Genomic DNA, 14,840 nt, shown 5'->3' on the forward strand with positions numbered 1-14,840 from the left:
AATTGCGCAGCACGGCTTGCCGTGCCGTTCTCGACTCGCGGCGCCCCTGGTGGCAAGGGGCGGCGAGGGGCCGTACATGCTTGCTGGGAGAGCCGCCAATGGAAATCCGTAACCTGTTGCCCGACGACCTCGAGGCAGCCAGACAACTACTGATCGCCAACGGCTGGGCCCACCGGGTGGGCGGGCCCGAAAAATTCGCGCGCCTGGTGGCCAATTCGCAGCGCGTGGCCGTGGCGGTCGAGAAGGGCGAGGTGGTCGGCTTTGCCCGCGCGCTGTGCGACGACGTCTGCGACGGTTTCCTGTCGATGGTGGTGGTGGCGCCCGGCCACCGTCGGCACGGCATCGGCCGCGCCCTGGTGCGGCATATCGTCGGCAGCGATCCCGATATCAGCTGGATGCTGCGCGCGGCGCGCTCGTCCGAAGCCGCCTTCTTCGGCCAGCTCGGCTTTACGCCGTCGATGGTCGCGATGGAGCGGCGCCGGCCCTGAACCTACCCGGGCCGGTACCACCGCGGCACAGCGTCAGCGTCCCCCCATCTTCTGCCGGAACTCGTCGGCCGTCCCCACCTGCCGGAACAGCGGCCCGCCCGGCGCGAAGCGATCGGCGCTGGCCAGCGGCCCCACCACCACCGGTTCGAAGCCCGCGTCGCGCACCAGTTGCGCCGCCACCTGCAGCGCGGCCGGGTCGTCGCCAGCGATCGGCACCGCCACCAGCCCGCCGGGCCGGTGATGCTCGCTGGCAAACTGTGCCGCCCCCATGAAGTTGAAGGCCCGCACCACGCGCGCGCCGCGCAGGTAGCGCGCCGTGGTGAGGCCGATGCCGTCGCGCCTGGCCTCGTCGGCGATGGGGCCGTCGCGGTGTTCGTAGGCGTTGGTGGCGTCGAGCACGATCTTGCCTTGCCAGGCACCGGCATGGTCACGAGCGAGTTGCGGCAGCGCGCCATAGGGCGTGGCAAGGAACAGCACGTCCGAGAACGCAATGGCCTCGGCCACCGTGCCGGCGCGCGCGCGCGTACCCAATTCTTCGACCAGCGGCTTGAGCGCCTCCGGGTGCCGCGACGAGAACAGGACCGGATGCCCGGCCTTGACCCACAAGCCGCCCACGGTGCCGCCGATGCGGCCGGAACCGATCACGCCGATGCGCTGCGCCGCTGCCTCGCGGGCCGGCGCCGGGCCGGGCTGGGCGCGCACGGCGCGCGGCAGTGGCGCGACCAGCAGCAGCGCCGCGGCGTCGGCGCGCAGCCAGCGGCGGCGGGTCACATTGGCAGGCATGGCAAGTCCTCCGGCAGGCGGGGCCACCGCCCGGTACGCGCGGGGCCCCCTGGGATGACTCTAGGCGAAAAGCCGCCGCGCGTGGCTAGCGGTCGTTCCGGATCGGGCCATACTCGGCCGGCACCCACGTATAGCCGGCAGAGTCGCGGCGCACATGGCCCAGGCCCGGGAACGGCATGTGCGCGCCGCCTACCCACAACCTGCCCCTGGCGGCCTGCTCCAGGATACGCTTGCGCGTGATCACGGCCTGGTTGCTGTCCACGTCGAACTCGATCGCCACCTGCGGCCGGCGCAGCTGCAGCGCGTGGTTGTGCACGATATCGCCCCACAGCAGCAGGCTGTCGTTGCCCGAGGTGAACAGGTAGCCGCTGTGGCCGGGGGTATGCCCGTTGGCCGGCACCACGCGCACGCCGGCGACGGGCTCGCCGCCGGCGCCGCCGTTGAAGGTGCGCAGGCGCTGCGCCGCCTGGTACGGCGCGACCGCTGCGCGCGCCATGGCGAACAGGCCCTGCGCCTCCTTCGGCGCGGCGCCGGCGTTGGCCTCGCTCAGCCAGTAGTCGAGGTCGGCCTTGTCGACGTAGACCGTCGCATTCGGGAACGCGGCCTTGCCGTCGTTGACCAGGCCGCAGGCATGGTCGCCATGCAGGTGCGTCAGCAGCACCGTATCGACCTGCTCCGGCGCATAGCCCGCGGCGCGCAGGTTCTCGCCGATGCGCCCCAGGGTCGGCCCGAAGCAGCCCGCGGCGCCGGTGTCGACCAGCACCAGGCGGCTGCCGGTATGGATCAGGTACGCGTTGACCGCGGTCTGCATGCCCGGCGTCGAGGCCACGAACATCCGCGCCAGCAGGCTCTGCACCTCACGCGCGCTGGTGTACTTGAAAAGCTTGGGGTCCAGGTCGATGTAGCCGTCATAGAGCGCGGTGACTTCCAGCTGGCCGACCATCATGCGGTAGTAGCCCGGCACCTGGGCCTTCTGCTGCGACGGCGGCGGGGCGGTCTGCGCGCTGGCCACCCCTGCGGCCAGCACGGCGCCGCCCATGGCCATGGCGATGACGGCGCTCGATACGGTCTGGCGCAACGTCGGGCGCGGGCGCCGGCCGAAGGTGGCAGGGCGCACCAGGGACTGCTGCTTCATATCCTGATCCTGTTCTGATTGATGTTGTCGAGGAGCAGGCCGGCGCCAGCGGGCGCGCGGCCAGCGCATATCTTAGCCGCGCCTTGCCCGACAAGGCCGAAAGGGTCGAAGCGTACCTACTTCTGCGTAAAAAACGGGGCCATGCGGCCCCGTTTTCCATGCATGGGAGCTTGCGCCGCCCGGTGTTCACTCCGGCTGGATATTCGCCGCCTTGATGATGCGGCCCCACTTGGCGGACTCCTGCGACTGGAACTTCGCCAGTTCGGCGGGCGTGCTGGTGAAGACCTCGGTGCCGCTCGAGTTGTAGAAGCCGGCGGCGGTCTCGCTGCGCGCCGCCTTCACCATCATCGCGTTGAGCCTGGCCACCACCGGCTGCGGCGTGCCCGCGGGCGCGTAGGCGGCGAACCAGTAGCTCATCTCGTAGCCCTTGACGCCGGCTTCATCGATGGTCGGCACCTCCGGCGCCAGCGGCGAGCGGGCCTTGCCCGACACGCCCAGCGCGCGCAGCTTGCCGCTCTTGACCTGCGGCAGGCCGGTGGCGGTGTCGGTGATCATCATCTGGATCTGGTTGCCGAGCAGGTCGGTGATGGCGAGCGGGTTGCTCTTGTATGGCACGTGCAGCAGCTGCACCTGCGCCATCTGCTGGAACAGCTCGCCGGCAATGCGCGACGACGAGCTGCCGCTGCCGAAGCTGAGCTTGCCCGGCTGCTGCCGCGCCAGCGCGATGAACTCGCCCACCGTTTTGGCCGGCACCTGCGGGTTCACCACCATGATCTGGCCGCCGCGTCCCAGCGCGGTGATGGGCGCGTAGTCCTTGACCGGGTCGTAGGGCAGTTTCTTGAACAGGTGCTCGTTGGCCGCATGCGTGGTGTTGGTGCTGATCAGCACGGTGTAGCCGTCCGGCGCCGCCCTGGCCACGTCGGACGCGGCGATGAAGCCGTTGGCGCCGGGCTTGTTGTCGACCACCACGGTGACCTTGCTGTCCACCGTGATGGCCTGGCCGATGGCGCGCGCGAGCTGGTCAGTGGCGCTGCCCGCGGCAAAGGGCACGACGAAGCGGATCGGCTTGTCGGGAAACTCGGCCCAGGCCTGGCCGGCGGGCAGGATCAGCGCAAGCGCGGCAACGGCCAGTGGCTTGAAGAACGGATGCATGGAAGTCTCCTGTTGAAATCGTTATCGGGTAAGGCAAGGGTTCAACGGTGGCCCGACGTGCCCGGCGCAAGGCCCGGCGGCAGCGGGATCTGGAGCTGCAGCAGGCGGAACGACAGCGCCTTGCCGTGAGTGTCGAGATTGAGCGCGTCATTGACGCCGCCATCGAGCACGCCGTCGAGCACGAAGTTCATCGCGTGCAGCGACGGCACCAGGTAGCGCGTCACCGCCGCGGGCCGGCGCTCGCGAAACAGCGCGCGCACCGCGTCTTCGGTCACGTGCGCGACCAGGTGGTCGAAGTCGCGCGGGTCATAGGCAATCACGCTGATGTTGGAACGGTCGCCCTTGTCGCCGGTACGGCCATGGGCGAACTGGTAGAGCGCTGCGGTGGCGGTCATGGCGGCCTCCTCAGTCGATGAAGGTGTGGGTGGGGGTGACCGCGGCGCGCGGCACCAGGCACGACACCGCGTTCAGCCGGGCGCGCTGCGCCGTGCGCACGCCACCGCCGCCGGCGGGGCCGCAGGTATAGAGGGCGTTGACCTCGCGCTGCAGCGCCTGCGCCACGGCCAGGTCGTCATGCGCCAGCGCCGCGCGCAGGCGCACGTCCAGCGCCTGCGCTTCGTGCGGCTGGGGCTGCGCGAGCATGGCGCCGCCATCGTCGGCGAGCACGCTGAGCACGCCGATCAGGTCGAAGCGGATCGGCGCGTCGTGGCCCAGCATGCGCATGCGCCGGCGCAGGATGTCAGCGGCCAGCCGCGCGCGCGCCGCGGCGTTCGGGCCGGCATAGGAGATCTCGCCCTCGGCCAGCCAGCCGCCGTGGCTGAACACATTGGCCTTGAGCTGCGCCGGGCGCGGGTGGCCGCGCACATTGCGCACGGCCACGCGGTCCGGGCCCACCTGTGCGACGGTGACTGCGCCGATGTCGGCCACCACGTCCGGCGTCAGGTAGGCGCACGGGTCGTGCACCTCGTACAGCAGCTGTTCCTTGACCGTGCGCAGGTCGACGCAGCCGCCGGTATCGGCGGCCTTGAAGATCTCGATGCCGCCGTCGGCATCGAGCTGCGCGATCGGAAATCCCAGCGCGTGCACGTCCGGCACCTCCTTGCGGCCGGGGTCGGCAAAGTAGCCGCCGGTGACCTGTGCCCCGCATTCGAGCAGGTGCCCGGCCATGGTGGCGGCGGCCAGCCGGTCCCAGTCGTCCCAGGCCCAGCCGAAGTGCGCCATCGCCGGCCCCAGTGCCAGCGCAGGATCCGCCACGCGCCCGCACACCACCACCTGGGCCCCGGCGGCGAGGGCCTCCGCAATGCCTTGCGCGCCGATATAGGCGTTGGCGCAGACAAAGCGTTCGGCGTCGAAGGCCTCGCCCAGGATGCCGTGCAGGCGCGCGCGCCCGGCGTCGTCGGACAGGTCATCGCCCTCGACCACCGCCACGCGCGGCGCGGCCAGGCCCAGTTCGCTGGCCAGTTGCAGCACGCGCCGCGCCGCGGCGCGCGGATTGGCGGCGCCGAAATTGCCGACGATGGCAATGCGGTGCTGCAGGCACAGGCCCAGCACCGGCGCCAGCAGCGCGTCGAGCAGCGGCTCGTAGCCCCGCGCGGGATCGTTGCGCCGCGCCAGTTGCGCCAGCGCCAGCGTGCGCTCGGCCAGGGTCTCGAAGATCAGCGCGGCGGGCTGCGCCGCGGCAATCAGCGTGCGCACCACCGGCAGCGCGGCATCGGTACGGTCGCCGGAAAAGCCGGCGCCGGAGCCAATCAGCAAGGCAGCAGTCATGGTTTGGGGGGCAGTGTTAGGCAGGTAGAAGCCATTCTAGGCCGGTCGCGCCCAGCCAAAAAATGGATTATTTGGATTAATCTATCGACTTGCTGGATATATCGATCGAGGCCATGAACCTGTCGGTGAAACATCTCCGCGCGTTCGTCGCGCTGGCCACCTACCGCAATTTCACCCGCGCGGCGCGCGCCTGCCACCTGTCGCAGTCGGCCTTCAGCGCGCTGGTGCAAACCCTGGAAGAACAGGCCGGCAGCCGGCTGTTCGAACGCACCACGCGGCATGTGGAACTGAGCAGCGACGGCGTGCGCTTCGAGCAGACCGCGCGGCGGCTGCTGGCCGACTTCGAGACCGCCTTCGAAGACCTGCGCGCGCATGCGGAGCGGCGCAAGGGCCGGGTCTCGATCGCGGCGCTGCCCTCGCTCGCCGGGGGCGACCTGCCGCCGCTGCTGGCGCAGTTCCGCGCGCGCTATCCCGGCATCGTGCTGGAACTGTTCGACCAGCTTGCCGATGGCTGCATCGAGCTGGTGCGGCAAGGCCGCGCCGACTTTGCGCTGGCGCCCGCGCCGGCGCAGGACGATGACCTGCGCGTCGAGCCGCTGCTGCGCGACACCTTCCACCTGGTGTGCCCGGCGGACCATGCGCTGGCGCGCAAGCGGCGCATCGCGCCCGAGATGCTGGCGGGACTGCCGTTCATCCAGCTGTCGCGCACCACCAGCGTACGGCAGCACCTGGACGCCGCGCTGCATCCGTTGCGCCTGGCCAGCGTGATGGAGGTGGAGCACCTGGCGACGGTGGCGGCGCTGGTGCAGGCGGGGCTGGGCATCAGCGCGGTGCCGTCGCTGGCGCTGTTCCAGTTCCGCCGCGAAGGGCTCGCGATCCGGCCGCTGCAGCTGCCGTCGCTGGTGCGCGATATCTGCCTGGTGCGGCTGCGGGATCGCGGCGATTCGGCCGCCGCCGCCGCGATGATCGAGGCCCTGCAGGCGTTCTACCGGGGCGGCAAGGCGCCCGCGCGGCGCTGAACCGCGGCCACGGCCGGCACGCAGAATCGGGTACGCAGGAGCGCGTACGGTGACCCGAGTACGCCGGAGCGGGGACGCAGAATCGGGTACGCCCTGGACAGCAAGCGACGCGCGGCGCCTCAGAAGTGACCGAGGTAGCCGCCGTCGACCGCCAGCACTTGCCCGGTGACATAGGACGCCGCCGGCGATGCCAGGAACACCACCGCGCCGGCCACCTCCTGCGGCTGGCCCCAGCGGCCCAGCGCGGTGCGCTGGCGCAGCCACTCGGCCACGCTCTCGTCCTCGACCATGGGCTGGTTCGGCTCGGTGGCGAAGTAGCCGGGCGCGATCGCATTGACGGTGACGCCGTGGCGGCCCAGGTCGGCGGCCATGGCGCGCGTGAGCGCGTCCAGCCCGCCCTTGGTGGCGGGATAGAGCACGTCGCCGGCGCGCGCCACCTGGCCCGCGATCGAGCTGACGTTGACGATGCGCCCGTAGCCGCCGTGGCGCATGCGCTGCGCGGCCAGCCGGCACAGCGCGTAGGGCGCGACCAGGTTGGTCTCGAGCATGGCGCGCAGGTCGCCGGCATCGAGCTGCGCCATATTGCTGCGGTTGCGCGCGCCGGCGTTGTTCACCAGGATGTCGAGCCGGCCATGGTCGGCATCGATGCGGTCGAAGGCCGCCGCCACGGCGGCCTCATCGGTGATGTCTAGCACCAGCGCCTCGGCGCTGCCGCCGCGCGCAGCCAGCGCGGCGACGGCCTCGTGCACGCGCGCCGCATTGCGGGCCACCACCAGCACATGGGCACCGGCATCGGCCAGCCCGGCGGCAATCGCCAGGCCCAGGCCCTGTGCGCCGCCGGTCACCAGCGCCACGCGGCCGTGCAGCGCGAACGGGGTACGGGCATCGGGGGAAGGGGTAGGAGTAGCCATGCGGGCGACTATACCGCAGCGGCCGGCACGGTCCCGTCGCCGCGCGCTAGCGGATCAGCTTGCCGGTGGACGACACGATCGACATTTCCACGAACGACGAGCCGGTGTGGCGTGCGGCGCTGTAGCTGATCAGGATGCCGCCGAGGTCATAGTCGCGCATGCCCTCCAGCGCCGCGACCAGCCGCTCGCGGGTCAGGTCGGGGCCGGCGCGGCGCAGCCCTTCGACCAGTACCTTGGCCGACATGAAGCCCTCCATGCCGGCGTTGGACGGCTCCACGCCCTGCTGCCTGGCCAGGCTGCGGTATTCGCTGGCCAGCGTCATCTGGCTGGAGTTGGTGCCCGGCACCACCTGCGTGATGATCAGGCCGCGCGCGTCGTCGCCGAGTTCGCGGATAAAGGCATCGGCGGCGTTGTTGGACAGCGTGACGAACTGCGCCTCGCTGCCGGCGCGGCGCAACTCGCGGATGATGCGCGCCGCCTCGGAGCCGGAGCCGATCACCAGCACCGCCTGCGGGTTGGCCTTGTGCATGGCCGCCACGCCCTGGCTGATGTCGCCCATGGGCCGGGCGAAGTTGACCGTCGCCGCGGGCTGCACGCCGCGTGCCTGCAACGCGGTGCTGTAGCCCTCCAGCACGTCCTGGCCGAAGCCGTCGTTGGCGTAGAAGATGCCGATGCGGCTCATGCCCGAGGTCGCCAGATGGTTGATCGCGCGCGCCACTTCGTCCTGGTACTTGGCGCGCACGTTGAAGACGAAGCGGTTCACCGGCCGGTGCAGCGTGATGGCGCCGGTCAGCGGCGCAATCAGCGGCACCTTCTGCGCGGCGATAATGGGCAGGATGCTTTCGTTCTGCGGCGTGCCGCGCACCATGAACAGCGCGAACACCTTGTCTTCGTCGAGCAGCTTGCGCACGTTGTCGGGCGTGCGCTTTGCATCGAAGCCGTCATCGTGGGTCACCAGCTCGATGCGCCGCCCGGCGACGCCGCCGTTGGCATTGACCGTGCGCAGGTAGACCTGCGCGCCGGCGATCTGCTCCTTGACCGAGCCCGCCACCGGCCCGGTGATGCCGGCCGACTGGCCGATGCGGATGGTGTTGCGGGTCACGCCCGGCTCCGCCATGGCCGTTTGCGCGGCCCAGCCCAGCGTGGCGGCCAGCACGCCGCACGCGATCCATTTCGCCTTCATTGTCTCGACCCCTCCGCCTGGACGGCTGCTTTCATTGTTCTGTGGCGGCGCCGCGGGCAGGGGCCCGCGCGCCGTCACGCAAGGTACCGCATGCGTCGGACGCGGGCAAACCGGGAAAACCGGGGGTGTTGCAGCGGCATCACACCGGAACCGGGGGGCGGTCCCGGTGCGGGCCGGAGCGTGCGGCAGGGGGCGCGCCGCATGGGCGCGCGCGGAGAGAGATGCGGCGCCACGTGGCGCCAGCCGGCGGCAGGCGCCGGATCAGGGGAACGCCGGGATGGCCGGATCGACGCCGGCGAAGCTGGCTTCCGGATGCGCGTTGCGCAGCAGGGTTTCGACTTCCTCGACGCGGCTGCGCGGCACGTCGACCATCAGCAGAATCTTGCCCGCCTCGATGTCTTTCTCGAACGCGCGCAGCCGGCTGTTGGGCGCGGAACTGCCGATCATGCTTGCGGCCCAGGCCCCGAACACCGCGCCCAGCACCGCCAGCACGCCGACCAGCCCCCACTGCGGGGTGTCGCTGACGATGGGGAACATCGCCACCACCACGCCGGCCACCACGCCCACGCCGCCGCCGACCATCAGGCCCATCTCGGCCGCATGGACGATGTCGGACGTCTGGAACAGGTTGGCTTCATGCAGGCCGGTCATGTCGGCACCGTCGCGCGCCACGAAGTGGATGTGGCGGTTCTCGACGCGCGCCAGCAGCAGGTCATCCATGGTGCGTCGGGCACTCGCCAGGTCGGGCAACAACCAGAAGATGCGTTTGCGCATGTCTCTCTCCTTGTTCAGGCCGCACCACCGGTGAGGTTGAAGCTGGTCGGAAAAAGTACCGCTGGCGGCGCGGGGTTATTTCTTTGTACGCCGTTCATGGGGCCAGCGCAAGGCGCGTTTCGGCGCTGGCGCACGGTGCCGGCGGATGTGATGCGCGCGCGTGTCCTGCCCCGTGCGGGGCAGGCGTCACGTCTTGCGCGGCGCGCTGCGCCGGCTGGTCAGAAAGTGATCGGCAGGCGCACATTGACCTGCAGGTCGGGGGTGTCGCGCGTCAGCCCCGCGCCCACCGAAAGGTTCAGCGTATAGCGGTTGTTGAAGCGGTACGAATACCCCACCAGCAAGGTGCCCTGCGTGATGCGCACCGAGCCCGGCACGGTCATGCCGTTCTGCTTGGTCGGCCAGATGATGGCCTGGTCGTAGCCGATACTGAACGACGCCTTCTCGTTGAGCGACAGCCCCATGCCGAAGCTGAACTCGAAAATGTCTCCCGGGGCGATCTTGCCCAGGTTTTCCTTCTCGCCGTTCAGCACGGTGCGGCTCACGTTGTCGCGGGAAAAGTTGTGCAGGTAGCTGAAGGTGCCGAAGAACACCGCCGGATCGGTCGGCAGCAGCCACGTAATGCCGGGCTGGATCGCATGGAAGCCAGTGCCGGTAGGCAGCCCCAGCGGCAGGCCAGTGCCGGTGGCATTGCCCACGCAGCGCGTCACGCAATCGGTCACAACTTCGAACGGGTCCGTGCCGGTGTTGGACTTGTAGCGCAGCCAGCCGACGAAATACGGAATGCGCTCATTGCCGTAGTTGAGCTGGTAGCGCACCGTGGCCTCGACATCGCCCAGGCCCTTGCCGCTGGCATTGAACACGTTGTCGACGGCGGTGCCGGTGAACACCTCGCGGCTGATGGTCGAGCCCGAGGTCTGCACGTACGGCACCTTGGCCTCGATCTCGAGCCGCTTGGTGACGCCGTAGCGCAGCGCGATCGATTCGATATAGGTCGAGGTCTTGACCTCGCGCACATCGATCAGCCCGATCAGGATGGCCGGAATGATCGAGTAGCCGACCAGCGCGACGCGGTTGTTCGATGAGTAGCCATACTGGAAGCCCGGCTCCACCACGAGCTTGCCCTCGGCGGTAAGCACCCCGGGCTGGTCGATCAGCGGTGCCACCTCTGGCGGGCGCCGGTCAGTCTCGGGTGGGCGCCCCACGGGCTCTTCCATGGCCACCGTCTGCGGGCTGGCCGACTCGCCCGGCTGCGCCCCGGGCTGCGGCGCCTGCGCCATGACCTGCTGCGGGCTGCTGCCCAGGCCCGGCGCGCCCTGCGTGGCGCTGGCTGCGGCTGCCGCGGCGGCAGCGTTGGTGGCATTGTCGGCCGGCATCACGCCGGGCCCGGAGCGCTGGCCGCCGCGCTTGGTGGCCAGCACCTCGGTGCCGATCACGCTGCGCAGTTCGCGGATCACTGCCTCCTGCTCGGCCAGCGCCCGCTTCATGGCATCGAGCTGGCTGGCCTGCTCGGCGAGTTCCCTCTGCAGTGATTCCAGTCCGGCCGCGGGTGGCCCCGCCTCCGGCGGCGTCTGGGCCTGCGCCAGTCCGCCGAGCAACAGCAACGTCGAGCATCCCGCATTGCGGATGCCCTGCATCGAGCGCTTCTTCATCGCGTCTTCCTCCCCCGGACGGCAGGCTGTTGTGCAGGAGCCTGCGACCTGTACTGCCTGCTACCTCGCTAACGGCTATCTCATGCTTGCGGCCCGCAGCAGCGCATTGTTCAGCGCCGTGTTGGCCAGTTGCGACCGGAAGGCCTGCAGCGTATTGACGCTTGCGTCGATTGTCATCAGGCTCCGGATGCTCTGGTTGTTCAGCGTGTTCTGGATCACGGTCACCGGCGTTGCCGCCAGCGCGCCCACCGCGGCGGCATTGCCCGGGCCGTTCTGGATCACGTTCTGCAAGCCGTTGGTGACGACCTGGCCCGTGGCCGTAGTCACGACCGTGGCCGGCAGGCCCGCCGCCCCGGCCGCAGCTGCCGCGGCCGTACCGGATGCCGCTGCGCCAGCGCCGCCAGAGACGCCGCCATGGGCAGATGCCGCAGCCGCGCCGCCGCCGCCCGCACCACCCGAAGCCGCCGCGCCGGCGCCATTGGCGCCCATCGCCGCGGCGGCGTCGGCCGTGACCGGACGGCCCGCCAGCGCGTTGGCGACCGTGGCGTTGGTGTTGGCCACAATGGCGGGTCCCAGTGCCGCGGCCAGCCGTGCGGCCTGCGCAGCAGTGATGCGGCTGACGTCAGGGATGTTAATGCTGGTGGCGACCACCAGATCGCCGTTGATGTACACCGCGCGTTCGATACCGAACGAAACCTGCAGCCCGGGCATCTCGAAGCCGCCGCGCATGTCGTCGAGCTTGTCATGCGCCACCGGTTTCCAGCCGGCCATGCTGCCGCGCGCGGCGGCCAGCGGGTGCGAGTCGCCGCGCTCGCGCGCGGCCATGGCTGCCGGCGACGGCGGCGCCGCGGTATCGGTTGCGCCTGCCGGCGGCATCATGCCGGCCTGTGCCGTGCCGGCGTACGCCAGGCCGGCGCCCAGCACCATCGCCGCGGCCGCCGAGGCGGCGCTGCGTGGCACGGCCGGGGCCGGCAAGGAAATCTGCAACATGATGCGTTCCTCAAAAATCTCCGGCGCCATGGCGGGGCATGACCGTGAAGAACAGGTTGTCCCGGTTGACGCCCATCCAGTAAGGACCGCTGGGCGCGACGCGCCAGTCCGCGGCGACGTTGAAGCGCGCGCGCTCGGTGCGGTTGTGGATCACGAACAGCAGCTGGCTGTCCCAGATGCGCTCGAACTGTTCGCGCGACATGGCGCGCGTGCCGCGCGCCGGATCGCCGACCAGCACGCGGTTGCCCTTCACCCCCTTGACCACCACGAAATGGTGGTAGCCGTTCTCGACGATCAGCACGATCGCCGGCACCTGCGTTTCTTCCAGCTTCGACAGCGGCAGCTCGAAGCCATCCGCCTCATAGCCCAGTGCCGCCAGGAAGCGCTTCATGTCCAGCAGCGAGAACCCTTCGGCGCGGATCTTCTGCTGATCGCCGTTGAGGTACATGTTCTGGAACACGGTGGCCTCGTTGATCGGATGGCCGTACTGGTACGTCAGCAGCGTGGCCACCGCGGCGGAGCCGCAGCTGAAGTCGAACTGCTGGCGGATGGTGGACTTGAAGCGCGCCTCGCGGATGCTGGTGACCCTGACGCTGTAGGGTTCACCGACCGGGCCGTATATCGGGACGTCGGCGGCATGCGCGCCGGGCACATGCGCCGGGGCCAGCCACCACGGCACGCACGCCAGCAGGATTCGCAGCGGCTTCATCATTTGAACTGGACGTTGACGATGGTGGCGTTCTGGATCAGCACGTTCGATCCCGAGTTCTGGATCGCGGTCGGGATCCCCGCCGCATTCGAGAACGCGCCCTCGGTGATGTGGTTGGCGCCGGACAAGGTATTGACCGCGGCGTTGTCGGCGACGGTGCCGTGCAGGCGCATGTCGTTGACGGTGACTTCCGCACCGCCGCGGACATCGTCCAGCCGCGACACGGGCACGGCCTTGGCCGCGCCGGCGAACAGCGCGGCCGGCGTCGATGCCAGTGCGGTGCCGGCTGCCGCCGCCGCGGTGGCCGCCAGCCCTGGCGGCTCCGCGTGGACCGGCAATGCTGGCCAGGCGAGTAATGCCGCGGCACAGGCGCCGACGGCGAAGCGGACCGGTTGCATGGTGTTCCCCCCTGCCGATGCGCCGACTCTCTGCCCCCGGCTGCATGGCAACTTGGCTTGCGTAGGCATGACAGGGCCCGGGCGCCCGCACACAGGATGCGGGCGCCGGTCCTGCCGGCATGACTGCGAAATCGCCGGCCGGCCGGGGCAAGCCCGGGATCCGGCCGCGTTGCGCGTCTTACCTGCCGCCCACGTTGAGGTTGGCCTGCACGTTCACGCTTTGCTGCACCAGCGAGGCCACGCCGCTGTTCTGGCTGGCCATCATGATGCCCGCCGCCGTCTGACCCACGCTGGTCATGGTGTTGGACATGTTGAAGGTGCCTGCGTCGACCAGGTTGTAGCCACCGTTGCCGCCGCTACCGCCGGCGCCGCCGTTGCCCACGCCGCCCACGCCGCCGGTACCGCCGGTGGCCGCGCCGCCGCTGCCGCCATTGCCGCCGTTGCCGCCGTCGCCGCCGTCACCGGCGGTGGCGCTGCCGTTCGAGGCCATCGCCGTGGCCGCGCCCGAAGTCGCCGCCGCGCCCGCGCCGCCGGCACCGCCGGTGCTGCTTTGCGCGCCGCCGGCACCGCCGGTCGCCGTGCCGTTGCCCGCCGTCGCGGTCGCGCCCGCGCCGCTCGAGCCGCCCGCGCCGCCCGTGCCGCTGCCGGCGCCGCCGGTCGCGACCGCGCCGGAGCTGCCGGCACCGCCCGCGCCGCCGGTGGCACCCGCGCCGCCGCCCGTGCCCGTGCCCGCGCCCGCCGTGTTGGTGCCGGCCGCGCCGGACCCGCCACCCGCAGCGCCCGCACCGCCGGCGTCGGCGCCGCGGCCGTTGGCATCGCCGCCGCTGCCGCCCGCGCCGCCTGCCGAACCGGCCAGGCCGCCGAGGGCACCGCTGGCGCCCAGGCCGCCGCCGCCGATCGCGCCGGCACCGCCGCCACGGCCACCCGCGCCAAGCGAGGCGCTCAGCGCACCGCCGCCCTTGCCGTAGGCATCGCCGCCACTGCCGCCCTGGCTGCCGGCGGCGCTGAGTGCGCTGCCGCCCTTGCCATAGGCGCTGCCGCCATCGCCGCCCCAGCCGATCGCGGCGCCACCATCACCACCGTTGCCGCCCGCGGCCCGGCCCGTGGTGGCATCGCCGGCGCGCGCACCGCCGTTATAGGCATAGGCCTTGGCGCCCACCGCACCGACCGCGCCGGCAGCACCGTTGCCGCCCACGCCGCCAGCGCCAGTACCGCCGTTGCCGCCGGTGCCGCCCTTGCCGCCGAAGCCGGTGCCGCCGTTGGCGTTACCGAAGTTCTTGGCCACGTTGCCGATGTTGGCGACCGTATTGCCGGTGACCTGCCCGCTGAGCTTGCTGACGGCGATCGCCTTGCTGGTATTGAAGGAATTGGCGATGCTCGACGAGGCATTGCCCGCGTTGGCGGCGGCATTGCCGAGCCCGCCCTGGTCCAGCGTCAGGCGGGTGCGGTTGTCGGAGTTGGTCTTGCTCTTGTTGTTGGAGTTGGTGCGGTTGTTGGAATCATTGGTCGACTTGTCGACCGCAACCGTCGCGGTGCGGTTGTTGGAGTTGGTCTGCGACTTGTCGACGTCGATGCTGGTGGTGCGGGTGCTGGTGCTGTGATCGGAGTTGTCCTGGTTGGAGGTCGAATTCTCGTTGGCCAGGGACCCGGCACCTCTTTGGGTTGAATTGGCGGTGGCTGACTGATGGTTCCAGCCGTCCGTGTTGTTATTGGTCGGGTTACCCCACGCCGAACCAGCAAAGGCGAGGGCAATCGCCGACGCCAGCATTGTCTTGTTCATACGATGCTCCCAGGAGAATTTCACAGTCACAGCGGCTCAGCTCCTGGCCGGCACGCATCGAAGCGCGCGGCCGGAGGTTGCGGTCAGGCTTGCTGCCAAACC

At 70.6% G+C, this 14,840-nt stretch carries 15 protein-coding genes; 2 read left to right on the plus strand and 13 right to left on the minus strand.

Features of this window, described 5'->3' with window-relative positions; translation table 11 throughout:
- Positions 1-98: 98 nt before the first annotated feature.
- Positions 99-488, plus strand: coding sequence for a GNAT family N-acetyltransferase (locus A3AG_RS0114145; protein ID WP_012354928.1), 390 nt, complete (start codon positions 99-101; stop codon positions 486-488).
- Positions 489-521: 33 nt separating this feature from the next.
- Here the strand turns inward: A3AG_RS0114145 and A3AG_RS0114150 are convergent, their stop codons facing one another.
- From A3AG_RS0114150 to A3AG_RS0114170, 5 genes are all read right to left on the minus strand, one after another.
- On the minus strand, positions 522-1,271 hold the full coding sequence (locus A3AG_RS0114150) for an NADPH-dependent F420 reductase (RefSeq protein WP_018006041.1): 750 nt from the start codon (positions 1,269-1,271) through the stop codon (positions 522-524).
- A gap of 85 nt (positions 1,272-1,356) precedes the next feature.
- A complete protein-coding gene (locus tag A3AG_RS0114155; protein WP_026164182.1) occupies positions 1,357-2,406 on the minus strand; it encodes an MBL fold metallo-hydrolase in 1,050 nt (349 codons plus the stop codon).
- A gap of 186 nt (positions 2,407-2,592) precedes the next feature.
- Positions 2,593-3,558, minus strand: coding sequence for a Bug family tripartite tricarboxylate transporter substrate binding protein (locus A3AG_RS0114160; RefSeq protein WP_018006043.1), 966 nt, complete (start codon positions 3,556-3,558; stop codon positions 2,593-2,595).
- Positions 3,559-3,599: 41 nt separating this feature from the next.
- Complete coding sequence (locus tag A3AG_RS0114165) at positions 3,600-3,953, minus strand: AtuA-related protein (RefSeq protein WP_018006044.1); 354 nt, start codon at positions 3,951-3,953, stop codon at positions 3,600-3,602.
- Positions 3,954-3,963: 10 nt separating this feature from the next.
- Positions 3,964-5,325 carry an acyclic terpene utilization AtuA family protein gene (locus tag A3AG_RS0114170; protein ID WP_018006045.1) on the minus strand — a complete coding sequence of 454 codons (1,362 nt, stop codon included), beginning with the start codon at positions 5,323-5,325 and terminating at the stop codon, positions 3,964-3,966.
- 113 nt (positions 5,326-5,438) lie between these two features.
- On the opposite strand from A3AG_RS0114170, the gene A3AG_RS0114175 reads away from it, so the two are divergent.
- Positions 5,439-6,344 (plus strand): LysR family transcriptional regulator, encoded by a 906-nt coding sequence (locus A3AG_RS0114175; RefSeq protein ID WP_026164183.1) that lies wholly within the window; start codon positions 5,439-5,441, stop codon positions 6,342-6,344.
- 119 nt (positions 6,345-6,463) lie between these two features.
- Here the strand turns inward: A3AG_RS0114175 and A3AG_RS0114180 are convergent, their stop codons facing one another.
- The 8 genes from A3AG_RS0114180 to A3AG_RS0114215 form a co-directional block, all read right to left on the minus strand.
- Complete coding sequence (locus A3AG_RS0114180; RefSeq protein WP_018006047.1) at positions 6,464-7,255, minus strand: SDR family oxidoreductase; 792 nt, start codon at positions 7,253-7,255, stop codon at positions 6,464-6,466.
- Positions 7,256-7,301: 46 nt separating this feature from the next.
- Positions 7,302-8,438 (minus strand): ABC transporter substrate-binding protein, encoded by a 1,137-nt coding sequence (locus tag A3AG_RS0114185; RefSeq protein WP_018006048.1) that lies wholly within the window; start codon positions 8,436-8,438, stop codon positions 7,302-7,304.
- 261 nt (positions 8,439-8,699) lie between these two features.
- A complete protein-coding gene (locus A3AG_RS0114190; protein WP_018006049.1) occupies positions 8,700-9,212 on the minus strand; it encodes a hypothetical protein in 513 nt (170 codons plus the stop codon).
- 218 nt (positions 9,213-9,430) lie between these two features.
- Positions 9,431-10,861: an acetate kinase gene (locus A3AG_RS0114195; RefSeq protein ID WP_018006050.1), complete on the minus strand. Its 1,431-nt coding sequence runs from the start codon at positions 10,859-10,861 to the stop codon at positions 9,431-9,433.
- Between the two features lie 75 nt (positions 10,862-10,936).
- Positions 10,937-11,851 (minus strand): hypothetical protein, encoded by a 915-nt coding sequence (locus A3AG_RS0114200; RefSeq protein ID WP_018006051.1) that lies wholly within the window; start codon positions 11,849-11,851, stop codon positions 10,937-10,939.
- Between the two features lie 10 nt (positions 11,852-11,861).
- Complete coding sequence (locus A3AG_RS0114205) at positions 11,862-12,560, minus strand: C39 family peptidase (protein ID WP_018006052.1); 699 nt, start codon at positions 12,558-12,560, stop codon at positions 11,862-11,864.
- Entirely contained in the window at positions 12,560-12,958 is a 399-nt protein-coding gene (locus A3AG_RS0114210; protein ID WP_018006053.1) for a hypothetical protein, read from the minus strand. The genes A3AG_RS0114205 and A3AG_RS0114210 overlap by 1 nt, the downstream gene beginning before the upstream one ends.
- A gap of 178 nt (positions 12,959-13,136) precedes the next feature.
- A complete protein-coding gene (locus A3AG_RS0114215) occupies positions 13,137-14,738 on the minus strand; it encodes a hypothetical protein (RefSeq protein ID WP_018006054.1) in 1,602 nt (533 codons plus the stop codon).
- Between the last annotated feature and the right edge of the window lie 102 nt (positions 14,739-14,840).

The organism is Cupriavidus neocaledonicus, assembly GCF_000372525.1.
Lineage (GTDB): Bacteria > Pseudomonadota > Gammaproteobacteria > Burkholderiales > Burkholderiaceae > Cupriavidus > Cupriavidus neocaledonicus.